This window comes from Bradyrhizobium sp. JR3.5 (assembly GCF_054057015.1).
This window is the reverse complement of sequence record NZ_JBSRYV010000002.1, coordinates 4,329,142-4,351,328: the sequence shown is the minus strand read 5'-3', so window position 1 is coordinate 4,351,328 and position 22,187 is coordinate 4,329,142. Positions and strand designations below refer to the sequence as shown.

19 protein-coding genes and 2 pseudogenes are annotated in these 22,187 nt (G+C 62.4%); 17 read left to right on the top strand and 4 right to left on the bottom strand.

Annotated elements, in window-relative coordinates:
- The first annotated feature begins 189 nt into the window (after window positions 1–189).
- The 8 genes and pseudogenes from ACVWW1_RS37785 (at window position 190) to ACVWW1_RS37750 (ending at window position 9,407) form a co-directional block, all read left to right on the top strand.
- Complete coding sequence (locus tag ACVWW1_RS37785) at window positions 190–1,155, top strand: sugar-binding protein (RefSeq protein ID WP_456659377.1); 966 nt, start codon at window positions 190–192, stop codon at window positions 1,153–1,155.
- A 64-nt stretch (window positions 1,156–1,219) separates the two neighbouring features.
- Window positions 1,220–2,749 (top strand): annotated as a pseudogene (locus tag ACVWW1_RS37780) (sugar ABC transporter ATP-binding protein).
- Window positions 2,746–3,808: pseudogene (locus ACVWW1_RS37775) on the top strand (ABC transporter permease). Before ACVWW1_RS37780 ends, ACVWW1_RS37775 begins: the two co-directional pseudogenes overlap by 4 nt.
- Before the next feature lie 306 nt (window positions 3,809–4,114).
- A complete protein-coding gene (locus tag ACVWW1_RS37770; RefSeq protein WP_456659376.1) occupies window positions 4,115–5,467 on the top strand; it encodes a carbohydrate porin in 1,353 nt (450 codons plus the stop codon).
- Between the two features lie 36 nt (window positions 5,468–5,503).
- Window positions 5,504–6,271, top strand: a complete 768-nt coding sequence (locus ACVWW1_RS37765; RefSeq protein ID WP_456659375.1) for an ATP-binding cassette domain-containing protein — start codon at window positions 5,504–5,506, stop codon at window positions 6,269–6,271.
- A complete protein-coding gene (locus ACVWW1_RS37760) occupies window positions 6,271–7,353 on the top strand; it encodes an ABC transporter permease (RefSeq protein WP_456659374.1) in 1,083 nt (360 codons plus the stop codon). The genes ACVWW1_RS37765 and ACVWW1_RS37760 overlap by 1 nt, the downstream gene beginning before the upstream one ends.
- A gap of 93 nt (window positions 7,354–7,446) precedes the next feature.
- Window positions 7,447–8,379, top strand: coding sequence for a sugar-binding protein (locus ACVWW1_RS37755; protein ID WP_456659373.1), 933 nt, complete (start codon window positions 7,447–7,449; stop codon window positions 8,377–8,379).
- 35 nt (window positions 8,380–8,414) lie between these two features.
- Window positions 8,415–9,407 (top strand): oxidoreductase, encoded by a 993-nt coding sequence (locus ACVWW1_RS37750; protein ID WP_456659372.1) that lies wholly within the window; start codon window positions 8,415–8,417, stop codon window positions 9,405–9,407.
- A gap of 277 nt (window positions 9,408–9,684) precedes the next feature.
- Here ACVWW1_RS37750 and ACVWW1_RS37745 read toward each other — a convergent pair whose 3' ends face one another.
- On the bottom strand, window positions 9,685–10,521 hold the full coding sequence (locus tag ACVWW1_RS37745; RefSeq protein ID WP_456659371.1) for a hydratase: 837 nt from the start codon (window positions 10,519–10,521) through the stop codon (window positions 9,685–9,687).
- Complete coding sequence (locus tag ACVWW1_RS37740; RefSeq protein WP_456659370.1) at window positions 10,518–11,933, bottom strand: amidase; 1,416 nt, start codon at window positions 11,931–11,933, stop codon at window positions 10,518–10,520. Before ACVWW1_RS37740 ends, ACVWW1_RS37745 begins: the two co-directional genes overlap by 4 nt.
- A 113-nt stretch (window positions 11,934–12,046) precedes the next feature.
- Here ACVWW1_RS37740 and ACVWW1_RS37735 point away from each other — a divergent pair, with 113 nt between their 5' ends.
- The 9 genes from ACVWW1_RS37735 to ACVWW1_RS37695 all read left to right on the top strand — a co-directional run bounded on the left by ACVWW1_RS37735 (window position 12,047) and on the right by ACVWW1_RS37695 (window position 20,121).
- Complete coding sequence (locus tag ACVWW1_RS37735) at window positions 12,047–12,805, top strand: GntR family transcriptional regulator (protein WP_207835353.1); 759 nt, start codon at window positions 12,047–12,049, stop codon at window positions 12,803–12,805.
- Entirely contained in the window at window positions 12,805–13,599 is a 795-nt protein-coding gene (locus tag ACVWW1_RS37730) for a transporter substrate-binding domain-containing protein (RefSeq protein ID WP_456659369.1), read from the top strand. The genes ACVWW1_RS37735 and ACVWW1_RS37730 overlap by 1 nt, the downstream gene beginning before the upstream one ends.
- A 50-nt stretch (window positions 13,600–13,649) precedes the next feature.
- Complete coding sequence (locus ACVWW1_RS37725; protein ID WP_456660772.1) at window positions 13,650–14,267, top strand: amino acid ABC transporter permease; 618 nt, start codon at window positions 13,650–13,652, stop codon at window positions 14,265–14,267.
- A gap of 4 nt (window positions 14,268–14,271) precedes the next feature.
- Window positions 14,272–14,925, top strand: a complete 654-nt coding sequence (locus ACVWW1_RS37720; RefSeq protein ID WP_456659368.1) for an amino acid ABC transporter permease — start codon at window positions 14,272–14,274, stop codon at window positions 14,923–14,925.
- Window positions 14,909–15,646, top strand: a complete 738-nt coding sequence (locus ACVWW1_RS37715; protein ID WP_456659367.1) for an amino acid ABC transporter ATP-binding protein — start codon at window positions 14,909–14,911, stop codon at window positions 15,644–15,646. Before ACVWW1_RS37720 ends, ACVWW1_RS37715 begins: the two co-directional genes overlap by 17 nt.
- A 389-nt stretch (window positions 15,647–16,035) precedes the next feature.
- The gene (locus ACVWW1_RS37710) at window positions 16,036–16,896 is read left to right on the top strand and encodes a tyrosine-type recombinase/integrase (RefSeq protein ID WP_029085027.1); all 861 of its coding nucleotides are present in this window, start codon (window positions 16,036–16,038) and stop codon (window positions 16,894–16,896) included.
- A 20-nt stretch (window positions 16,897–16,916) separates the two neighbouring features.
- On the top strand, window positions 16,917–18,143 hold the full coding sequence (locus ACVWW1_RS37705; RefSeq protein ID WP_176396397.1) for an IS91 family transposase: 1,227 nt from the start codon (window positions 16,917–16,919) through the stop codon (window positions 18,141–18,143).
- Between the two features lie 417 nt (window positions 18,144–18,560).
- Window positions 18,561–19,506, top strand: a protein-coding gene (locus ACVWW1_RS37700) for an IS630 family transposase (RefSeq protein ID WP_456659366.1) whose coding sequence is annotated in 2 segments (ribosomal slippage) — window positions 18,561–18,896 and window positions 18,898–19,506 — 945 coding nt in all. Because the reading frame shifts where the segments join, the coding sequence is not laid out codon by codon here.
- 249 nt (window positions 19,507–19,755) lie between these two features.
- The gene (locus ACVWW1_RS37695) at window positions 19,756–20,121 is read left to right on the top strand and encodes a hypothetical protein (RefSeq protein ID WP_456659365.1); all 366 of its coding nucleotides are present in this window, start codon (window positions 19,756–19,758) and stop codon (window positions 20,119–20,121) included.
- 324 nt (window positions 20,122–20,445) lie between these two features.
- On the opposite strand, the gene ACVWW1_RS37690 is transcribed toward ACVWW1_RS37695, so the two are convergent.
- The gene (locus ACVWW1_RS37690) at window positions 20,446–21,789 is read right to left on the bottom strand and encodes an NRAMP family divalent metal transporter (RefSeq protein ID WP_456659364.1); all 1,344 of its coding nucleotides are present in this window, start codon (window positions 21,787–21,789) and stop codon (window positions 20,446–20,448) included.
- 55 nt (window positions 21,790–21,844) lie between these two features.
- On the bottom strand, window positions 21,845–22,168 hold the full coding sequence (locus ACVWW1_RS37685; protein ID WP_456659363.1) for a hypothetical protein: 324 nt from the start codon (window positions 22,166–22,168) through the stop codon (window positions 21,845–21,847).
- Between the last annotated feature and the right edge of the window lie 19 nt (window positions 22,169–22,187).

Genomic DNA, 22,187 nt, shown 5'->3' with positions numbered 1-22,187 from the left:
AATGGTCAAAAGGCGTCGATAGTGGCAACAATACGTCACTAAAACACTATTATTGCTTGAAGGTACGGGCAATAACATCCTTGACTGGACATTTTGTCGCGCTAATTTATTAGTTACGTGAATAAAATAAGGCGTGAAAAGCGCCGAGCGTGAAAACCCCTCACCGGGGGTGTCGACAGGGAGGTGCATATGAATGACTCAATGAAACGATTGATCGTGCCGCTATTGGCGGGCGCAGCCGCGCTCGCGATGGCGACAGGGATAGCACAGGCGCAGCAGAAAAAGACCATCGCGCTGGTGACCAATGTCGCGGCCGACTTCTGGACCATCGCGGGCCGCGGGCTCGAGAAGGCGCAGAAAGAGCACCCGGAATACAATATCGAGCTGATCGTCACCAACGAAGGCACCGCGGCTGGCCAGCGGCGCGAGTTGGACGACCTCTTGGTGCGCGGCGTCGCCGGCATCTCGATCTCGGTCGACGATGCGCCGCATGCGACCGAAGAGCTCAACAAGGTCGCGGCCAAGACCGTGCTGATCACGACGGACAGCGACGCGCCGCAGAGCAACCGTCTCGCCTATATCGGCACCGACAACGTCGCGGCCGGGCGGCAGGCCGGCGAGGAGATCAAGAAGGCGCTGCCGAACGGCGGCAAGATCGCGCTGTTCGTCGGGACGATGGACGCCGACAACGCCCGCGAGCGCGTACAGGGCATCAAGGAATCGATCGCCGGCACCAAGGTCGAACTGGTCGACGTGTTCACCGACCAGGTGGACTTTGCCAAGGCCAAGGCGAACATGGAGAACGTGCTCGTCAAATATCCCGACATCGCGCTGCTCTCCGGCCTGTGGAGCTACGAGACCCCGCTGATCTATGATGCGGTGAAGGCCGCAGGCAAGGCCGGCAAGGTGAAGATCGTCGGCTTCGACGAGGACCAGCGGACGCTGCGGGGCATTTCCGACGGCGCGATCGAATCCACGGTCGTGCAGCAGCCCTACGAGTTCGGCTATCTCTCCGCCACCAACATCATCAAGACGCTGAACGGCGACAAGTCCTGGATTCCGAAGGACAGCAAGCTGATCGTGCCGACCAAGGTGATCAGCAAGACCAACGTCGCCGAGTTCGCCGGGCAACTGAAGGAACTGCTGAAGAAGTAACTTCAGTCGACTTCGCCGCCCGGCCGCCACAGGCCGCCGGGTGGGATGCAGGAGGACATGCCGAATGCCGGAGACGCTGCTCGAACTCAGCGGAATCAGCAAGACCTATCCCGGCGTCAGGGCGCTCGACGACGTCAATCTGCGCGTCTGCCGCGGCGAGGTGCTGGGCCTGATCGGCGAGAACGGCGCCGGCAAATCGACGCTGATGCGCGTGCTGGCCGGCGTGATCGCGCCGAGCGCGGGCGTGATCCGCATCGGCGGCAAGCGACCACGCAAGGATGACGGTGAACGAGGCGACCCTGGCCGGCATCGCCTTTGTGCACCAGGAGCTGAACCTGTTCGAGAATCTCGACGTCGCGGCCAATGTCTTCATCGGGCGCGAGAAGCTCGCCGGCGGCCCGCTGAAGCTGGTGGACAACGCGGAGATGCGCGCCCGCGTGACGCCGCTGCTGCAACGGCTGGGCGCCGATTTCACACCGAACACACTGGTCGACAATCTGTCGATCGCGGAGCGTCAGATGGTGGAGATCGCCAAGGCGCTCTCGATCGATGCCCGCGTGATCATCATGGACGAGCCGACCTCCAGCCTGACGATTTCGGAGACGGAGCGGCTGCTGGAGGTGATCGCCGACCTGAAGGTCCACGGCATCTCGGTGATCTACATCTCGCACCGGCTCGGCGAGATCATGAGCTGTGCCGATCGCGTCGTCGTGCTGCGCGACGGGCGCACGGTGGGGGAACTGGCGCGGGACGAGCTGAGCCATGCCGCGATGATCCGGCTGATGATCGGCCGCGACCTGAAGGCGCTGTATACGCCGCCGGCGCGCTCGCCGCAGCCGGGCGGCTGCGATATCGCCGGCGTCGTAACGACCGCCTTTCCCGACCGGCAGATTGACCTTTCCGTGCGGCGCGGCGAGATCCTCGGCCTCGCTGGACTCGTCGGCGCCGGCCGCACCTCCCTTGCCCGCGCGGTGTTCGGCGTTGACCCGCTGCTGGGGGGTGAGATCAGGATCGACAACGAACCGGTCGGTGTCGCCTCGCCGCGCGATGCGATCAGGCAAGGAATCTATCTGGTGCCGGAGGACCGCAAGAAGTCCGGGCTGGTGCTGGAATTGCCGATCCGGGAGAACGTGACGCTCGCGAGCCTGCTGGATCATGCGCGGATGTGGCTGGTCAACGGCGCGGCCGAACGCAGAATCGCGAAAGACCAGGCCAGGAGCCTGTCGATCAAGGCGCCGAGCCTCGACATCGAAGCCGTGACGCTCTCTCCGGCGGCAACCAGCAGAAAGTAGTGCTCGGCAAGTGGCTTTCGATGCAGCCGCGCGTGATGTTCTTCGACGAGCCGACCCGCGGCATCGATGTCGGCGCCAAGAGCGAGATCTACGCGCTGATGCGCAGCCTCGCCGACCGCGGCGTTGCGATCGTGATGATCTCCTCCGACATGGAAGAGGTCATCGGCGTCTCCGACCGCGTCGCGGTGATGCATGAAGGCAGCGTCAGCGGCGTGCTCGAGCGCGACCAGTTCAGCGAATACAACGTGTTGAGGCTGGCGGTCGGCCAGGCGCTCGAAACCCTGGAGGCCGCTGCGCCATGATGAAGAAGGAACTCGGCCTGTTCTTGCTGCTGGCGGTGATCTCCGCCATCACCGGCGCGATCAATCCGGCCTTCCTGTCGTTCGTGAACTTGCTGAACATGGCCAATTTGATCGGCCTGTTCGGTGTGTTCGCACTGGGCGAAGGTCTCGTCATCATCACCGGAGGCATCGATCTTTCGCTCGGCTCGATGTTCGCGCTGCTCGGCGTCGTCTTCATCGACCTTCTGACGACGTATCAGGTGCCCTGGCCGTTCGCGCTGTTGCTGGTCCTGACGGGCGGGCTCGCGCTGGGCGGCATCCAGGGTTTCCTGATCACCCGGCTGAAAATGCAGCCCTTCATCGTGACGCTGTGCGGGTTGCTGATCTATCGCGGCGCCGCGCGCTATTACACCAGCGATTCGACACGCGGCTTCGGCTATGGTGACGAGGCCAGCACGCTGGGCAACGTCGCCTCCGGCAATATCGCGGGCATTCCGAACACCTTCATCTTCCTGATCATCCTGGCGCTGATCCTCGGCGTGCTGCTGCATCGTTCGGTCTACGGACGCTGGCTTTATGCCGTGGGCAAGAACGAGGAAGCGGCGCGCTTCTCCGGTATCAACACAAATATCGTGATCGCGACCGCCTATGTCATCAGCGGCGGCCTCGCCGGCGTTTCGACCGTGATGTTTCGTCTTCTACACCAACTCGGTCTCTCCGAGTTCCTTCGGCAATTTCTACGAACTCTATGCGATAGCCGCTGCGGTCCTCGGCGGCTGCAGCCTGCGCGGCGGCGAGGGCTCGATTCTCGGTATCGTGCTGGGCACAGCGCTGCTCCAGGTGCTGCAGAACCTCGTGAACATCCTCGGCATTCCGAACTCCCTGAACTTCGCGGTGATGGGGACCGTGATTTTGATCGGCGTTCTGGCGGATCAGCAATTGCAGGCCCGCCGGCGGCGCAAGGCGGCGCTGGCCGGCCTCGCCCGCACGGCGCCTCGAGCAAAGGAAACCACAATTTTGCAAAGCGCATCTGCGCACGGCGCGACGGCGTTGCCGACGAGCGCGGGAGATCAGGCGTGACTCGACTGCGAAGAATCTCGACCGGGAATATAGCCACGGCGACTCGAGTAGAGGACAAGGGGAAGAGTTCGATGCGCAAGACTGATCAAGCATCCGAGGCTCACGTCCACGTTGGCGCCGCAGGTCGAGCCTGGCCGGGCCGCTGGCAGACCCTCACCACCGTCCTCAAGGGCTTTGGCGCGCGTGGATTTTCTATCTCAAGTTGACGGATCGCGACACTGAAAGGAGCGCGTTCCAGGCTGAAGGGCTTTGGGCGGGAACGCGACACAAAAATGGACAAAGCCGGGGACGCTGGGAGTACAGAAAATGTCACTTTGGTCTGTAAACACCGCGCGGGCATGCGGCGTGGGGATCGCTTTGTTATCTTTGTTCAGCGGCGGCGCGCATGCGGCCGATCTCTTAACGAAAGCTCCGCCCATTCCTTACGCTGAGACCGATGATTTCTGGACGAGACCGTATCTGTTCGGCGATCTCGGCAGAACGCAGCTGAAGGAGCGGGGTATCTCGCTGGCCCTGACGCTGGGCGACGAAGCCGTCGGCAATCTGTCGGGCGGCAACAAGAATGTCGGCGCCAACGCCGGACAGCTGTTCTTTCAGGCCAAGTTCGATATGGCGAAGCTTGCCGGCATCCAGGGCGGCCTGGTTGGCCTCACGCTGGTCGACCGCTTCGGCCACAATCTGAACGACGACGCAGGCATTCCGGCCTTGCAGCTGACCAACGAAGTGTTCGGCCGCGGCAATATCCTGCGCCTCACCGAACTCTACTACTCGCAGAAGCTGTTCGATGACCGCCTTGAACTCAAGGGCGGCCGTCTTCCGGTCGGCTCCGACTTCTTCTTCGGCCTGTGCGAGTTCATCAACCTGACCTTCTGCGGCGGCCAGCCCGGCAATATCCAGGGTGGCTACATCTACAACTGGCCAGTGAGCCAATGGGCCGGTGTCGCACACTACAACTTCACCAAGGAATGGCAGCTTTCGGTCGGCGTCTACGACGCCAATCCGAACTATCTGACGACGTCGGACTCCGCGACCTACTTCCTGCCAGGCGTCCCCGGTTCGAGCCGGGCCTCCGGCGTGCTGGTGCCGGTCGAGGTGGTCTGGGCGCCGAGCGGCGGTCCCCTGAACGGGACCTGGCGATTCGGCGGCTGGTATGACAGCGCGTCGACGATTGACGGCGGCCTCCCCGGTATCATCGCGATCGCCCCGGGCATCGGCGGCGTCTCGGACCAGAATCTGGGCGATCAACGCGGCCGCTATGGCGTCTATGAGTCGATCCTGCAGCGGCTGACCGTTGAGGGTGCAAAGGCACAGGGTTGGTACATGTTCCTCAACACGACGGTCGCCGATCACCGGACGTCGTATCAGGACTATCAGGTCGCCCTGGGCTTCAGGCACACCGGAACGTTCTCCTGGCGCCCGGAAGACGAAGTCGGCTTCGCGGTGGGTACGACCCACGTGAATTCCGCTGCGCTCACCCTGAATGCGGGCGGAAACGAAGTTCCGATCGAAGCCTGGTACGGGTGGCAGGCGACTGGCTGGATGAACCTCAAGTTCGACGCCCAGTACGTAATCAATCCCGGCGGGCGCGGCTATAATGCCGCCGGCATCAAGACCGAGAATGCCTGGGTCCTTGGTCTGCGCACGCTTGTGCACTTCTGAGCTGGAGTTTGCCAGCATGCCTGAGCGAAACCAGCCATGGTAACCCCTCACGACGCCGGGCTGGCCGTCCTGGAGTTGAAGGGCATCGGCAAGGAGTTCGGCGCCATTCGCGCGTTGCATGGCGTCGACCTGCGCGTTTCTCCCGGCGAGGTGGTCGGCCTGATGGGAGACAACGGCGCCGGCAAGTCGACGCTCGTCAAGATCATCGCCGGCAACTTCCCGCCAAGTCACGGCGAGATTCGCTTTGACGGCAAGCCGGTTCATTTCGTCCGGCCGATCGATGCCCGCGCGGTCGGAATCGAAGTGGTCTATCAGGACCTCGCGCTCGCCGACAATCTCACGGCAGCGTCCAATGTCTTCCTCGGCCGTGAGCTCAAGCGCAAGCTTGGTCCGTTCGCGTTTCTCGACCACAAGGCGATGGCAGCCCGTGCGCTGGAGCTGTTCGGCGAGCTGCTGCGTTCGGAGACCCGACCGCACGATCTCGTCAAGCAGATGTCGGGCGGCCAGCGTCAGGCGGTCGCGATCGCACGGACTCGGCTGTCCAATGCCAAGCTCGTGATGATGGACGAACCGACGGCCGCGATCTCGGTCCGCCAGGTCGAGCAGGTGCTGAGCCTGATCCATCGCCTGAAGGAACAGGGCGTCGCGGTGATGCTGATCTCGCACCGCATGCCCGACGTGTTCGCGGTCTGTGACCGCGTCGTGGTGATGCGCCGCGGCGAAAAACGTGCCGACAAGGCGATCGGCGACACCAGCCCCGAGGAAGTCACCTCCCTCATCACGGGAGCGAGAGAGGCTGCGTAATGGCCACGCCCCTGGAATCTCCCATCACCTTCACCAATGTGGGCAAGACCAAATGGTGGCAGAGCGGCTTCTTTGCCTCGCAGACCGGGTACGTCCTGCTCGCGCTGGTGGCGCTGTTCGTGGTGATGAACTTCGCCAGCCCCTACTTCCTCACCGAAGGCAATATGCAGAATGTGGCGAAGAACTTTTCCTTCATCGCCATCGCCACGCTCGGCGTGACCTTCGTCATCATCACGGGCGGCATCGATCTCTCGGTGGGCTCGGTGATGTGCTTTTCCGCGATGATCACCTCGATGGTCATGACGCAAATCTCGACGCCCGGCATGCCCGGCGCGGAGTGGTTCGTGCATTTGGCCGACGACGGCAAAACCGTGATCGCAAATATGCCCGGCTTGATCCTGCTCGTCTCGGTCCTTGCGGGGCTCGGCGTCGCGCTGATCGTCGGTCTCGTCAATGGTTTCTGCATCGCAGTGCTCGGGCTGTCGCCTTTCGTCACCACGCTCGGCATGCTGTCGATCGTGCGCGGCCTCGGTTACGTCGTCTCCAACGGCCGCGGCAGCTTTCCCAGCGGCCCCGAAGCCGATTATCTCTACGCGCTGACATCCGGCGTCGTATTCGGCATGCCGGCGCCGTTCATCTATCTCGTGGTTCTTGCGGTGGCGATGGCGATCGTGCTGCACCACACCGGTTTCGGCCGCCACGTCTTTGCCGTCGGCGGCAACGAGAAGGCGGCCGCGCTGACCGGCATTCCGGTCGTACGGGTGAAGATCGAGATCTATGTGATCTGCGCGCTCGCCGCGGGTCTGCAGGGCATCATCATCTCGGGCTGGCTGGGATCGGCGCCGGCAAACATGGCGACGTCCTACGAGCTCAACGTGATTGCAGCCGCCGTCATCGGCGGCGCCAATCTCGCCGGCGGCGCCGGCGGCCCGCTCGGGGCGATCGTCGGCTGCGTGCTGCTCGAAGTGATCCGCAACGGCCTCGTGCTCGCGCAGATCAACTCCTACTGGCAGCAGACCTTGGTGGGCGTGATCATCATCGCAGCGGTGCTGGTCGATCGTCTTCGCTCGCGCATGGCCTGAAGAGTTCGTCCTGGAGGATCACAATGTCCGCCTATCCGCCTTCGGGAGCCGCTGATTTCAAGAGATAGGGCACAAAAAATGTGGAGGGAAACAATGAAGAAGGCACTTGTTGCCGCTGCGGTCCTCGCCATGATGGCGACACCCGGCCTTGCCCAGAGCTACAAATTCGTGATCGTGCCCAAGGCGATGAACAATCCGTTCTTCGATTTCGCGCGCGACGGTTGCCAGAAGCGCGCCAAGGAACTCGGCAACATCGAATGCATCTACAAGGGTCCCGTCGAGCACGAGCCGGCGACGCAAGCGCAGATCATCCAGGACTTCATCACCCAGAAGGTGGACGGCCTGGCCATCTCGGTCGCCGATGTCGCGGCCATGACCAAGTCGATCGAGGCGGCAAATGCGGCCGGCATTCCCGTCATCACGTTTGACGCGGACGCGCCGGGCTCGAAGCGGATTGGCTATATCGGCACCGACAACAAGGAGTTCGGCGTCGCGCTCGGCAAGCAGTTGCTGAAGCTCCGGCCCGATGGCGGCAAGTACGCGATGGTCTCCGGCGGGCCGGGTGCGAAGAACCTGGCCGAACGCGTCGATGGCGTCCGGGAAGCGCTCAAAGGCTCGAAGTGGACCGAAGTGGGGGGATCGCCGACGTTCTGCAACGACGACCCCGCGCTGGGTGTTCAGCAGATGACCGATCTGCGCACCGCTGTTCCCGATCTCGCGGCGATCATCCCGGTCGGCGGCTGGCCGATGTTCGCCCCGGAAGGCTTCAAGGCGTTCGCCAGCAAGAGCAAGAAGGACCTCGACGCCGGCAAGTTCACGCTCGTCGTGGCCGATACCCTCAAGATGCAGCTTGAACTTCTGAACGAGGGCTATGTCAACGCACTGATCGGCCAGCGTCCGTTCGAGATGGGCGAGAAAGCGATGGATACGCTGCTTGCCATCAAGAAGGGCCAGAAGGTGCCGGAGATCATCCACACCGGTCTCGACGTCGTGACAAAGGACAACGTCGCGGCGATGCTGAAGTAGCAGCGTGCGCAGCCCGGAGGCGGCGTCGCCTCTTCGTGGAAATTGCGGCTCGGCGCACAGTCAGCGAGGGCAGTAATGTAGGACCGATGTCCAACGCCTTTGATCGAACGCCGGGCCTGTGGACCGACGCGCAGACCGAGGGCTGGAAAGCGGTCGTCGAGCGGATCCACAAGCAAGGGGGCCGGATTATCGCGCAGCTCTGGCATGCCGGCCGCGCGAGCGCGCGCGGTCTGCTATCCAACCGGCAACCACTGTCACCGTCAGGCGTGAATGACGATCTGGAACAGCTTCAGGTATGGGCGCTGCTTGCCAACGGCGCCTATGTGCGCGTCGCAGCCACGTCGTCACGCGCGATGACCAGGGTGGAGATTGAGACCGTCGTGGACGAATTTCGACGGGCGGCCGCCAACGCCGTTCGCGCCGGGTTTGACGGTGTGGAGATTCACGGCGCCAACGGCTATCTGGTTCACCAGTTTCCCTCGCCGACGATCAATCTGCGAACCGATCAGTACGGCGGAAGCATCGAAGCGCGCTCCAGATTGCTTCTCGAAGTTGTTGCGGCGATTTCCGACGTCATGCCGCGATCGCGGATAGGACTACGGCTGTCGCCCTTTGCCGATTACAACAGCACGCGGGACCCGAAGCCGGAAGACACCTATGGTCGGCTCGCGCCCTGGCTACAGACCGCCGGGCTCGCCTATCTGCACCTTGCGGACACCAACGCGTGGACCGGAGCGCCGGATTACGAACGAATGCTGGTGATCTTCCGCGAGCACTATCGCGGACCGCTCATCGTCAATGCCGGCATCACCCCCGAGCGTGCCGCCGACATCGTCAATTCCGGCGAGGCTGACGCGGTCGCGTTCGGCCGCCTCTTTCTCGCCAATCCGGACCTCCCGGCGCGGATACGAGCCGGCGGTCCTTACAACTCGCCACAGCCGATCGGGATCTATGGCGGGTCGGATAAAGGGTATCTCGACTATCCGAGCCTAGCGTCCATTGACGAGGAAATCGCTCGAGGAGAATAGCGCTTCCAGGTGGCGGCAGGAGGAAATTGGGTAAGTCCGCGCGCTAACACCGAGCGCAAGAAATCGCAGAAAATCGTAGATTGGCGTGCAAAATCGTACGATTGGTAGCGGGGGAACGCTACCGCTTTTCCACACACCAACCCTACCTGCGATATCTTCTCCAATCTTGCGCACGAAGGAGGCCGTTGGTGCTTGAGGATCCTGATCTCAGTCATGGTCAATGTCCGGCTTTTACCGGCGAATGATCAACGCCGGTAGGCGATACGAGTGTTGTGAGCTAGAAGATCTCCTCGCGCGCAATTTTGGTGAAGCCGTTGGCTGCCCAGAGTTGACTGAACCGGGTAATGCAGACCAAGGAAGCATCGTTTCTCAGAAGTCGACTGCAACCTCGCCGAGACCCGCCAAGCGCGCACGGACGCTGGTGCGTTCTTTTGCGAAGAGCATGCCGGTGCACGAGCCGGTTGTGACGATGTGGCCCGGTGAAAGAGGCACGCTTCGGTCCGCACAATGGTGAAATGAGCCAGCGCAGCAGACGCCAGATATTGCCTGCCGGATTGCCTCCCGTCGTTTGCCGGCTGATCTCGTCCCCGACGTAGAGATGCGCCTCGACGCCCCTCAAATCGACGGAGGGCAGGCTAACTGTCGAGGCTGGTCCGAGCAGTAACGCGCCGTGGCTCTGCAAATCCGCAAGCTGGGCCAAGGCAGCGCTATTCCTCCAATTCTCAAGACGCGTCTCGACCACTTCGATGGCGGGATACGCGGCGTCGAAGGCGCGTGCCAGTTCGCGGTCGGGCAACGCGGCATCTTCAGCCGTGAGAGTTCGCCCGACCCGGAGCGCGACTTCCACTTCCACACCGCGCAGGCGGAATTCCGGACCAAGTCGCGCGTCGGAGGCGAGCAGACCCGATGCCGGCAGCGGCGCGCAAATGGGCTCGGCCTCGGGGCCCGACGCCCCTACCTTCCAGCCGCCGGACGGGCCGATCCGGGAAAGCGTGGCATCCTGGATCGCGTAGGCGCCGACGCGATCCAAAGGGAGAATGTCACGCCACAAGACCGGCCGCCCGCTGTTTCGGGCCGTGACCAACCGGTCCGCCGCTTCACCCGCATTACTCACGGCGTCCTCCCCACGGTGAGGCTGGGCTCCGGCGACAGGCGGCCGTAAGAAAAGTTCCGCTCATATTCCCGACCCAATGCGAGCACGGCGGCGTCGGCCCCCTTCGGGCCAAGCAACTGGAAGCCGGTCGGTAGCCCCGATACCCGTCCGCAAGGTATCGCGAGCGCCGGCAAGCCAGCGGCATTGGCGATGGCGGTGAAGACGGCGTGTCCCCGCGGCCCGACCGCCTGTCCGGCGATCGTCTCAGGGTAGGGGCGGTCGGCGGGCCAGGGCAAAGCCGCGGTGGCGGGTGTGAGGATCGCGTCATGGGAATCGAAGAGCTCATCCAACCGCCGCTTGAGCTGCTGAATCGCATTGACAAGATTGAACAGTGCGGTAGCTCGCGCCGAGCGGCCCTCTTGCAGAGTAGCGCGGGCCACCTCGCCGCACATCGCCTGGTCTGGTCGCGCCCCGCGGCGGAGGCCGAGTTCAGGCCAGTGTGCGCCGTCTTCAAACAGCCATGCCAGACCGATCGCGGAAAGCTGCGGCCACAAGCTGTTGATCTCGTCGGAGAGGTCGAATGACGGTGGACACTCGACGAGGTGTCCCATCGCTTCGAAGCGTTGGGCCGCACTCTCGACCGCATCGGCGATGCCAGGGTCGACGGGCGCGCCCGAAAAGCGCGGCACATACAGGATTCTGGCCTTTTTCGAAGCGGCGGCGAGCGGTTGCGCGGCCAGTATCTCCGTGAAGTTGGCAACGTCCGCAACACTTCGCCCAATCCCGCCCACCACCTCGTGGTCAAGAAATATCTCCGGTAAGCCACCGCGCCGCTTCACGAGCCCGGCTGACGGCTTGAAGCCGACAAGGCCGCAATGGGAGGCCGGCCGCCGTATTGAACCGCCGCCGTCGGTCGCCAGCGCCAGCGGTCCGCAGAAGGCGGCAACGGCGGCTGCCGCGCCGCCCGAGGAACCGCCTGGTGTCAGCGACAGATCGAGGGGATTGAAGGTCGTGCCTTTCAGGGCATTTGCGGTAAAGCCCTGCATCGCGAACTCCGGCAAACTGGTCTTTGCGAAAAGCACCGCGCCCGCCGCCCGTATCTTGGACACCGGATCCTCGTCCCGCGCCGCGACGAAGCCGCGCATCAGCGCGCTGCCCCATGTGGTCGGCATGCGAGCGGCATGCAGGTTGTCCTTCACCGAGACCGGGACCCCGTCGAGCGGGCCAAGCGGCCTCGCCTCCGCCCAGCGCCTGCCGCTTGCCTCTGCCGCCTCCAGCGCGTCGGCCTCACTGAAGTGCAAGAAGGCGTTGAGCGATGAGTCGAAATTCCGTGCGCGATCCAGACAGTCTTCAATGACGTCGACCGGCGTGAATGCGCGCCGCGCATACCCTTGGATCAATTGCGCGGCATCGAGATGCCAGAAATGGGTCATGCGGGGACTGCCGTTCCAAGAGCCGGTTCAGGGCGAAAGCATGTATCACGCGCCAATCTTGTATACAACGATGCTGCATCCATGCAAGAATGAGCCTTCGTTCGAGGCAAGTGATGACTTCCGCCCTGCAGATCAGCGACCGCTTGTTGGACGCCATCCTGGCGAAGAAACTGGAGCCAGGAAGCCGTCTCGGCGAGCAGCAACTGGCCGAGTTGTTCGGCTGCAGCCGCACCATCGTGCGCGAAGCGCTGGTGCGGCTCGAAACACGAGGCCTCGTATCGGTCAGCGCCCGCCGCGGGTGGTACCTGCTGGAGCCGACGGAAAAACAGGCAGGGGAAGCGTTCGAGGCCCGACTCGTGATCGAGACCGGACTGTTGCGTGGTGCCCGTCCGCTCGGCGAGGCGGAACTCAGGCTTTTGCGGGATCACTTGCGGCGTCAATCGAAGGCGATAAAGGGCTCTGACGTCGGACTAAGGAGCTTCATTCTGGGCGATTTCCATGTTTGTCTTGCCCGCTGCCTCGGAAACGAACTTCTTGCCCAGACTCTGCGCGACCTGACCGTTCGCACGGCGCTGACCGCCACACACCACCAGACGCAAAGCGAAGCCACTCGATCTTTCGACGAGCATGTCGGAATCGTTGCAGCCCTGGAGGCGCGGGACATGTCGCTTGCCGAAAAGCGCATGGGCGTCCATCTCCGCACCTGGAAGGAAAAGCTTCGCCTCACCTCCGGCAGCGACCCGCTGGCGACGTTGCGGCAGGCTCTGTCGCCGATCGACCGCGTGGAACAAGACTTGCATACAAGACGAAGCAGAAGACGGCCCATTCGGCGACTCGCCGGGCCTCTTCGATTCAGTAAGGAGAAATCGTGATGCGATTTTTTAGATGCAGTTTGTCGATCGGCTTCGCCGCCATTCTCTCGGTATTCGCCGCCTCGGAGGTCTTCGGACAGACAGCGCTCGACGGCATCGTTCGCAGCAAGGCGGTCAGGATTGCTATTCCAACGGACTTCCCGCCCTACGGTTTCGTGGGCTCCGACATGCAGCCGCAGGGTCTCGATATCGACATGGCGCGCCTGATCGCCGGAAAACTTGGGGCGACGCCGGAACTGATCCCGGTCACGACCGCCAACCGTATCCCCTATCTTCAGACCAAGAAGGCCGATTTAGTCATCTCGACGCTCGGCAAGAATCCCGATCGCGAGAAGGTCATCGACTTCACCGTCGCCTACTCGCCGTTTTTCATCGGCGTATTCGCCCCCAAGGCAACGGAGCTGAAGGGACCTGAAGCGCTGGCTGGGAAATCAATCGCAGTGACGCGCGGTTCGGTGGATGATGCCGAACTGACAAAGGTCGCGCCTCCGACCGCCGAGGTCCGCCGGTTCGAAGACAACAACGCCACGATTTCCGCCTTCGTCGCCGGCCAGACTCAAGCCGTTGCCACCAGCGCGCAGGTCGCCGCGGCGATGATCACCAAGAACCCGCAGCTCGGCGCCGAATACAAATTCCTTCTCAAGGACAGCCCGAACTTCATAGGCGTCGGCAAGGGCGAGGACGCGTTGCGCGCCAAGCTCAACGAGATCATCCTCGCGGCCAAGGCCGACGGCACCCTTGAGGCCCTCTCGCGGAAGTGGCTCGGCAGGTCCACCGGCGACCTTCCGGAGTAAGCCGGGCTGTGGCCGATCTCGATTTTGGGGCCATCCTTGTCGACTGGCGCATGCTCGCCAAGGGCGTCGCATGGACGCTTGGATTGACCGCGATTTCCGCGACTGCAGGGATTGCGCTGGGCGTTGGATGCGCCTGGGCGCGCATTCACGGGCCGGTCTGGATGAAGGCCGTGACGGGTGCTTATGTCGAACTGTTCCGCAATACGCCGTTCATCGTGCAGCTCTTCTTCATCTTCTTCGGCCTGCCAGCTATGGGCTTGCGGCTGTCGCCGGAAGTCGCGTCTATCCTCGCGATGGTGGTCAATCTAGGCGCTTATGCCACCGAGATCATCCGCGCCGGCATCGGCGCGACGCCGCGCGGCCAAGTCGAGGCCGCACTGAGCCTTGCGTTGTCGCGCATGCAGACCTTCTTTCACGTCGTGCTGCCGCCGGCGCTGCGCAAGGTTTGGCCCGCACTCGTCAGCCAGATCATCATCGTCATGCTCGGCTCATCCGTGTGCGGTCAAATCTCCACCGAAGAGCTGAGCTTTGCCGCCAATTTGATTCAGAGCCGCAACTTCCGGGCGTTTGAGGCCTTCATCGTCGCAGCTCTGATCTATCTTGCCCTGTCGATAACTCTGAGGCGATTGCTCAATTGGCTTGGCCCACGCTTCCTGTTCGGAGATTGAGGGCATGGTCGAATTCACGCTGTGGGATATTTTGCGCAACCTGCTGCTCGCCGCGCGCTGGACGGTGGGCCTGTCGCTGATTGCCTTCATCGGCGGAGGTTTCGTCGGGTTCGCCCTTTTGATTGCCCGCCTGACACCTTCGCGCAGTGCGCGCCGTCTCGTCAGCCTCTATGTTCAGCTTTTCCAGGGCACTCCGCTTCTGATCCAGCTCTTCCTGGCCTATTTCGGCCTGGCGCTGCTGGGCATCCAGACCTCGCCCTGGACCGCCGCGGCGCTGGCGCTGACCGCCTATACCAGTGCCTTTCTAAGCGAGATCTGGTTCGGCTGCGTCGCCTCCGTTCCGCGCGGCCAATGGGAGGCCGCCCGCAGCCTGGCTCTCAATTTCTGGGAGCAGTTGCGTCACGTCATCCTTCCTCAGGCGCTCACCATCGCGGTGCCTCCAACCGTCGGATTCCTGGTCCAGGTCATCAAGGGCACGGCACTCGCCTCCGTGATCGGCTTCGTCGAACTGACCAAGGCCGGAGGCATGATCACCAATGCAACCTTCAGGCCTTTCACAGTCTATGCCCTGGTCGCACTGAACTATTTTGCCCTGTGCTATCCCATCAGCCTTACGGCCCGCGCTCTCGAAAGGACGCTCCATGCCGCCCATCGTTGAGATCGCCGCTCTTTACAAATCCTTTGGGGAGACACAGGTCCTTAGAGGGGTCGACCTGAACGTGAACCAGGGAGAGGTGATCGCGATCATCGGCAAGAGCGGTTCGGGTAAATCGACACTCCTGCGCTGCATCAACGGGCTGGAGCGCTTCGACAGCGGCGCGATCCTGGTCAACAACAAGCAGATCGATCACGACAGCGCGGCTGCGATGCGTGAGCTGCGCCAACAGGTGGGGATGATCTTTCAGAGCTTTAACTTGTTTCCTCATTTGACTGTCGGACGCAACATCATGCTGGCGCCGAAGCTCGTCAAGAAGCGCACAACTGAGCAAGGCGAAGAACAGGCGCGCACGCTGCTCTCGCGCGTCGGTCTGGAGGAGAAATACGACGCCATGCCCGACCGCCTGTCGGGCGGCCAACAGCAGCGCGTCGCTATTGCACGCGCACTTGCGATGGAACCGGCCGTGCTGTTGTGCGACGAGATCACCAGCGCGCTCGATCCGGAGCTCGTCGGCGAAGTTCTGCGCGTCGTCGAAAGCCTCGCCAAGGATGGCATGACGTTGATGATGGTTACCCATGAGATCGGCTTTGCGCGCAAGGTCGCCGATCGGATGATCTTCATGCATCAGGGCAAGGTTCATGAGATGGGACCGCCCGACGAGCTCTTTGCCAATCCTAGGACTCCCGAGCTTCGACAGTTCCTATCATCGCTCCACAATTGACGGTCGTCGGTTGCGTTAGCGTGTCGCAACCCATCCTGTCGGCAAATCGCCGATGACCGCCGCAAGGCCCGCCCCAACGGCGCGCTATTCGAGGCGCGCGCATGGGGACACTGCTCTCCCGCTACACCATCATTAGGGACGCGCCCTACTTTGCACCACAGGTTCCCGGTCCAGAAGCGCCTCATCGGCTAGCGAGACAGTCCGCTCTCGGAGATTTCACCGTCCTTTCGCGGCTGAACACGATTCGCCAGTTAGAGCATGTTGTTTTTTGCCGGAATCGGGATTGAACGAAGCCGCTGCCGCGGCGTAGGGGGCAAGGTGGCATAGATCGCCTCCTGGCTGAGAGGATGTGGGTGTTGGAGCCCACCCCCTCAGACAGGAGTATCGAGATGGCCGATTTGAGCCCTCTTCGCCGCCGCATGATCGAAGACATGACCGTCCGCAATCTGTCGCCGGCGACGCAAAGATCCTACATCAGCGCGGTTTCGAAGTTCAGCCGCTATTTTGGCCGATCGCCTGACCGGTTAGAGCTGGAAGACGTCCGCGCCTTCCAGGTGCATTTGGTCTCGACCGGCATCTCATGGCCGGCGCTGAACCAGATCGTCTGTGCGCTACGGTTTTTCTACGGCGTCACGCTCGGCGAGGCGCTCATCCCAGAGCGCATTCCCTATGCGCGAGAACCGCGCAAGCTGCCGGTCGTTCTCAGCGCCGACGAAGTGGTTCAGTTTCTTGAAGCGGTATCGAGCCTGAAGAGCCGCGCCGCGCTCACCACCGCCTATGCGGCCGGGCTCAGGGCCTCGGAGGTTGCGGGACTGCGGATCGAAGACATCGACAGCGCCCGCGGCGTCATCCAGGTGCGCCACGGCAAGGGCGCGAAGGATCGCAACGTGATGCTGTCGCCCCAGCTGCTGGGCATCCTGCGCACCTACTGGCGGCTCGCCCGGCCGCGGCTTTATCTGTTCCCTGGTCGTGACGAAGATCATCCGATCGATCAGACCGTGCTGCATGCCGCCTGCCGGTCGGCGGTGAAGGCTGCGGGCCTGACCAAGCGCGTCACGCTGCACACGCTGCGCCACAGCTTCGCGACACATCTTCTCGAGAACGGAACCGATATCCGGATCATCCAGGTCTTGCTCGGGCACAATAATTTGTCGTCGACAGCGCGCTACACGCAGGTCGCCACCGATACGATCCGAGCGACGCAGAGCCCGCTCGATCGCCTGTCGCTGGAGGTGACGCCACCTGGATGACCCGCAGCGGGATGCGGGTCATGACCCGCTCCGACATCCGCTCCAACAGGCCCGCCATCGAGATTGCCGATATTCTGCGCCGGCATGGCGACGCCTATCGCCGTGTACATGCCGGTCATCTGGGGCGGGTCGAGCGGCGCGTGATGAGCGCGATCGTTGCGTGCCGGACCGAGGCGCTCGGCGGCCACATGCAGGCTTGCGACGACTGCGGCACGACACGCGTTGCCTATAATTCCTGCCGCAATCGGCACTGTCCGAAGTGTCAGGGGAGAGCCCGAGCCGCGTGGCTCGCCGCGCGTCAAGCCGACCTGCTTCCGGTTCCCTATTTCCACGTCGTCTTTACACTTCCCGCACCGATCGCCGCGATCGCTTTCCAGAACAAGGCCGTCGTCTATGCCATCCTGTTCAAGGCTGCCGCCGAGGCGATGACGACGCTCGCCGCCAATCCACGCCGGCTCGGCGGTGCGATCGGCGGCGTCGCCGTCCTCCACACCTGGGGACAGACGCTGATGCATCATCCCCACGTCCATTGCGTCGTTCCGGGTGGCGGCCTCTCGCCCGATGGCGCGCGCTGGACCGCTTGCCGACCGAACTTCTTCCTGGCCGTCAAACCGTTGTCCAGACTATTTCGCACACTTTTTCTCAAACGTCTGTCGGCAGCCTTCAACTCCGGTGCCTTGCGTTTCTTCGGCGATCTCGGAGCTCTGGCCGAGCCGGCTGCCTTTGCGGCCCACCTCGACGCCATGCGACGCATCAACTGGGTTGTTTACGCCAAGCGGCCCTTCGGCGGACCCGCACAGGTCCTGGCCTATCTCGGCCGCTACACCCATCGCGTCGCGATCGCCAACAGCCGGCTCGTCGCACTCGACGACGATCATGTCGCCTTCTCATGGAAGGACTATCGCCAAAACAGCGCGACAAAGATCATGAATCTCAAGCCCGATGAGTTCATTCGCCGTTTCCTGCTTCATACGCTGCCTGACGGCTTCCACCGCATCCGCCACTTCGGCTTCATGGCCAACCGCCATCGCGCTGCCAAGCTCGCCCTTTGCCGCGAACTTCTCGATCATGAGCGAACAGCCCCAAACGATGGCCAGCCGTCGCCTGTGGATTCGGAGGCTCAAACCTGGGCCGAGGTTCCTGCCTGTCCCGATTGTGGTGGCGTCATGCGCATCATTGAGCGCTTTCGACATAGCTTCAGACGCCCCAGCCCTCGAACATCACCGTTCCGATGCGACACATCGTGAGCCAAGTCATGTCGTGCACGACGATCATCATTCGTCATTTCGCTCCCAGCGTCTCGATCATCGCGGACGATGTCGAATCCGTGCTGTCACACTGCGCGACAACAACCGTCCGATGCAGCAAAAGGCCTATCGCGATCTCAGGCGAAGCGCGTCTGATCTCAACTCTTCCAGGATGCGCACTCCTGTGTCTCTGCCTCACGCGCCGAGCCAGCAGATCGGGCATGGCGATCTCGAACAATCCCCATAGCTGCAAAACCGCGAATAGCCTCCCGCGCCTTCGTTCAATCCGGCTTCAATGAGGTCGCGTCATAAGCGCCTGCCGCGCCCTCGCGTGAGCGCGACCTCACAGAACCCTCCAGATTCCCAGAAGGGACAATTTCTGATTCAAACTCCATGCTGGAACGGGGGCCAGCATGGATGACGCGACCCTATTCGGAAGATCTTCGTGAACTCGCTCTGGCGCGGGCTGACGCGGGCGAGACCGTGCGTTCGATTGCAGAAGCGCTTCAGATCAGTCCTTCCTGTGTGACAAAGTGGAAGAATCTGCGGCGGGAGACCGGAGGCGTTTCTCCCGGCAAGATCGGCGGTCACAAGAAGCCGGTTCTGTCCGGCACCAATGCCGACTGGCTGCGCAAACGCATTCGCTCCGGCCCATTCACTTTGCGGAAGCTGACGCAGGAACTGGCTGCGCGCGGGATCAAGACCGACGTGCGGGCAGTGTGGACGTTCGTCCATGCCGAAGGGCTGAGCTTCAAAAAAAACGATCCTGCCGGCCGAACAAGATCGTCCCGATATCGCGCGTAAACGGACGCGCTGGAAGACCCATCAGGGCAGGATCGACGCCTCGCGCCTGGTCTTTATCGACGAGACCTGGATCAAAACCAACATGGCGCCGCTGCGAGGCTGGGGACCGAGTGGGCAACGTCTCCAGGCGTCTGCGCCTTTCGGCCATTGGAAGACCATGACCTTCATCGCGGCGCTGCGCCACGACCGGATCAGCGCGCCATGGGTCATCGACGGCCCCATCAATGGCGAGCTCTTCACCCTCTATGTCGAGCAGGTGCTGGCGCCGACCCTCGCAAAGGGTGAACTCGTCATTCTCGACAATCTCGGCAGTCACAAGGGCAAGGCGGCGCGCAACGCCATCCGCGCCACAGGAGCCCATCTGCTCTTCCTGCCGCCCTATAGCCCCGACCTCAATCCGATCGAGCAGGTCTTCGCCAAGCTCAAACACCTGATGCGAGCCGCGCAGCCGCGTGATGTCGAAGCGACTTGGCTTCGCAAGGTCGGCGAACTCCTCGACGTCTTCTCCAAGGAGGAGTGCGCCAACTATCTCAAAAATTCAGGGTACGTTTCCGTATAAACACATCATGCTCTAGCTAGCGTGACGAGCGCGAAGTCGCAGGAGATCGTAGGCTGGCGGACAAATTCGTAGCCTTGGTAGCGGGAGAGAGCGCTACCAACGTTCCCCCCGACGCGTTTCCACCGAACTCACCCTATCAGTCGCTCAGAGACGCCATAGCCTCATAGCAGCCCAGTCGGCTTCCCCATTCGTACGATCTCCTTTGAGCCGCCCTCCGCCACAAACATAACCTCGGAAAAATGTCCGACAATGCTGCTTTTCGGTCGCGACTGGCTCCTGAGCGCCCCGAAAGGACATCAACACCGAGCACACGCCAAGGGAGAACCACCATGCCGGACATCGCGAACCTCGATCGACGTAAGCGTCACCGCCCCGCGCCGTCGCTGGCATGCCGAGCAGCGCCGATCGATCCGTTTGAAGCTTTGGAGTGTTCACCGGCATAAAGCGCGCGAGGCGCTACAAGAGGCGGTTTTCGCTCTTCAGATCACTCATGCGCGAACATCCATCGTGATCGGAAAGATCGAAAATCCGGAGAACCGTAAACAATTACAGGCCCAATCCACGCGAATCGGTACGCTGATCGACCTCGCCTGGTGCAGACTCGGCGATATCTGAGCGCTGGCCGCCCGGTTCGGCTCGGAGAGCGTCGCACTCCCGCTGCTCATCCGATTGCTACCGCGATGCTGACGATCATTGGACATCTAAGAAGAAAAATCGACGTTCCGATGAGCATCGGAGGCGACGGCGATCACCGATCATTGAGCGGCCCGACCTGCCCTCGGGAACGCCGATGACGCAGCCTGGCAGGATACATCCTGCCGGGCTGCGATGCACGCTGCGTCGCTTACGTATCGTTCGAGTGCGTCGAGCGGAGAGGTTTTCGCTTGCACTTCTGCTCGACGCTTCAAAGAAGCTAACTAGCTCGCGCGCCTCGCCGGACTACCCTGGCAAGAACATCAAAATGGCTGCCAGCCCCATCACGAATGTCGCAATCCAGCCGAGGACGATGATCGACCGGCCCGAGGTGTGCGGACCCATGACCGAAGGTTTCGAGGCGAGCAGGATGATCACGACCATCAGGGGCACGGCGACGACCCCGTTGATGACGGCACTCCAGAACAGCGCCTTCATCGGACTGATCGGAGAATATTGGATGAGCAACCCGGCGATGACGCTGACCGCGATCACGCCGTAGAATCCGCGCGCGTCTCGTGCCTTTCTCTCGAGACCTTCCTTCCAGCCCATGGCTTCGGCGAGCGCATACGCCGCCGAGCCCGCGAGGACCGGCACGCCGATCAGGCCGACGCCGATGATGCCAATGGCAAAGAGGATGAAGGCGAAATCTCCGGCGAGCGGCCGCAGCGCGCTGGCCGCCTGCGCCGCGGTCTCGATGTTGGTGATTCCCGCCACATGCAGCGTAACGGCGGTCGCCAGGATGATGAAATAGGCGGTGATGTCGGAATAGAACATTCCGCTCCAGGTGTCCCATTGGATCCGTTGCAACTCTTTCGGTGCGCTGGCGGGATCCTGCATCAGCGAAGTGCCGCCGTTCGCATGCATGTCCTCCACCTCCTCGGAAGCCTGCCAGAAGAAAAGGTAGGGACTGATGGTGGTCCCGAAGACGCCGACGACGACGGCGGCCGTGTCCGAGTTCAGCTGCAATTGCGGCCATACGCTTCGTAACGCTACTTCGCCCCAGGGGACGTGGACCGTGAACAGCACCGCGGCGTAGGCCAGCAACGAGAGCGTTAGCCACTTCAGGAAGAAGACGTAGCGGTGATACGGCACCAATATCTGAAGCAGCAGCGTCGCAACGACAAAGACGACAGCCATCGCGTGCCGGTCGACGCCGGTGACGAGCTCGCCGACTTCACCCATGGCCGCGACATCGGCTCCGATATTGAGGGTGTTTGCGATCAACAGGAGCAGCACGACGCCCTTGAGCACAATGGGCGGAAACGCCGTCTTGATGTTGGCGGCCAGGCCTAAGCCGGTAACCCGCCCGATCCTTCCGCACATGGACTGAATCGCCGCCATCAGCGGAAATGCCAACGGCATCGTCCAGAGCATGTTCAGCCCAAACTGGGCGCCAGCCTGGGAGTAGGTGGCGATGCCGCTCGGATCGTCGTCGGCCACGCCGGTGACAAGGCCCGGACCGAGGCGCGATAGCGGATGGTCCTTCAGGCGCGCCCAGACAGTCTTGGACCTTCTGGGCAAATCCGCGGCGCATCTAGGCGCGTCGGCCAAGCGTCCGGCAAACTGCGCCTCGATCGGTTCAACCATAGTAGTTCCTGTGTTCCGGTCATTTCCAGAATACGCCGCGTTTCCGGTAATTGACCTATATCGTCTCTGTGCCGTCGCGCACGCTGCGCGCCGATCGGGCAAGCTCGTCGTATCCGGCAGCAATCTTCATGAAGTGATCGCGGATGGTTTGGTCACGATATCGGCTGGCCTGTCGCCTCGTCCGCTCCGCGCGTGACTGCCAATAGTCTACGTCGTCCTGGCGCTTCCGTTGTCGCCCGACCACAGCGATCTCGTGCGCGAGCTGCTTCGGCAAATGAGACGGATCTTTGACACGTCCAGAACTCTCGATCATGAAAACTCCCGCCTTCCAATCCTCTTCATGGGCCGCATTCCCGGTGACCGGGTTGAGCTGTATCAAGCAACGTCGACCTCCTCGC

Excerpts from the sequence above, each read along its gene's own strand:
- ACVWW1_RS37785 (WP_456659377.1), top strand. The coding sequence starts at position 190 with ATGAATGACTCAATGAAACGATTGATCGTGCCGCTATTGGCGGGCGCA.
- ACVWW1_RS37770 (WP_456659376.1), top strand. The coding sequence starts at position 4,115 with ATGTCACTTTGGTCTGTAAACACCGCGCGGGCATGCGGCGTGGGGATC.
- ACVWW1_RS37765 (WP_456659375.1), top strand. The coding sequence starts at position 5,504 with ATGGTAACCCCTCACGACGCCGGGCTGGCCGTCCTGGAGTTGAAGGGC.
- ACVWW1_RS37760 (WP_456659374.1), top strand. The coding sequence starts at position 6,271 with ATGGCCACGCCCCTGGAATCTCCCATCACCTTCACCAATGTGGGCAAG.
- ACVWW1_RS37755 (WP_456659373.1), top strand. The coding sequence starts at position 7,447 with ATGAAGAAGGCACTTGTTGCCGCTGCGGTCCTCGCCATGATGGCGACA.
- ACVWW1_RS37740 (WP_456659370.1), bottom strand. The coding sequence starts at position 11,933 with ATGACCCATTTCTGGCATCTCGATGCCGCGCAATTGATCCAAGGGTAT.
- ACVWW1_RS37735 (WP_207835353.1), top strand. The coding sequence starts at position 12,047 with ATGACTTCCGCCCTGCAGATCAGCGACCGCTTGTTGGACGCCATCCTG.
- ACVWW1_RS37730 (WP_456659369.1), top strand. The coding sequence starts at position 12,805 with ATGCGATTTTTTAGATGCAGTTTGTCGATCGGCTTCGCCGCCATTCTC.
- ACVWW1_RS37725 (WP_456660772.1), top strand. The coding sequence starts at position 13,650 with ATGCTCGCCAAGGGCGTCGCATGGACGCTTGGATTGACCGCGATTTCC.
- ACVWW1_RS37720 (WP_456659368.1), top strand. The coding sequence starts at position 14,272 with ATGGTCGAATTCACGCTGTGGGATATTTTGCGCAACCTGCTGCTCGCC.
- ACVWW1_RS37715 (WP_456659367.1), top strand. The coding sequence starts at position 14,909 with ATGCCGCCCATCGTTGAGATCGCCGCTCTTTACAAATCCTTTGGGGAG.
- ACVWW1_RS37710 (WP_029085027.1), top strand. The coding sequence starts at position 16,036 with ATGGCCGATTTGAGCCCTCTTCGCCGCCGCATGATCGAAGACATGACC.
- ACVWW1_RS37705 (WP_176396397.1), top strand. The coding sequence starts at position 16,917 with ATGACCCGCTCCGACATCCGCTCCAACAGGCCCGCCATCGAGATTGCC.
- ACVWW1_RS37695 (WP_456659365.1), top strand. The coding sequence starts at position 19,756 with ATGCTGCTTTTCGGTCGCGACTGGCTCCTGAGCGCCCCGAAAGGACAT.
- ACVWW1_RS37690 (WP_456659364.1), bottom strand. The coding sequence starts at position 21,789 with ATGGTTGAACCGATCGAGGCGCAGTTTGCCGGACGCTTGGCCGACGCG.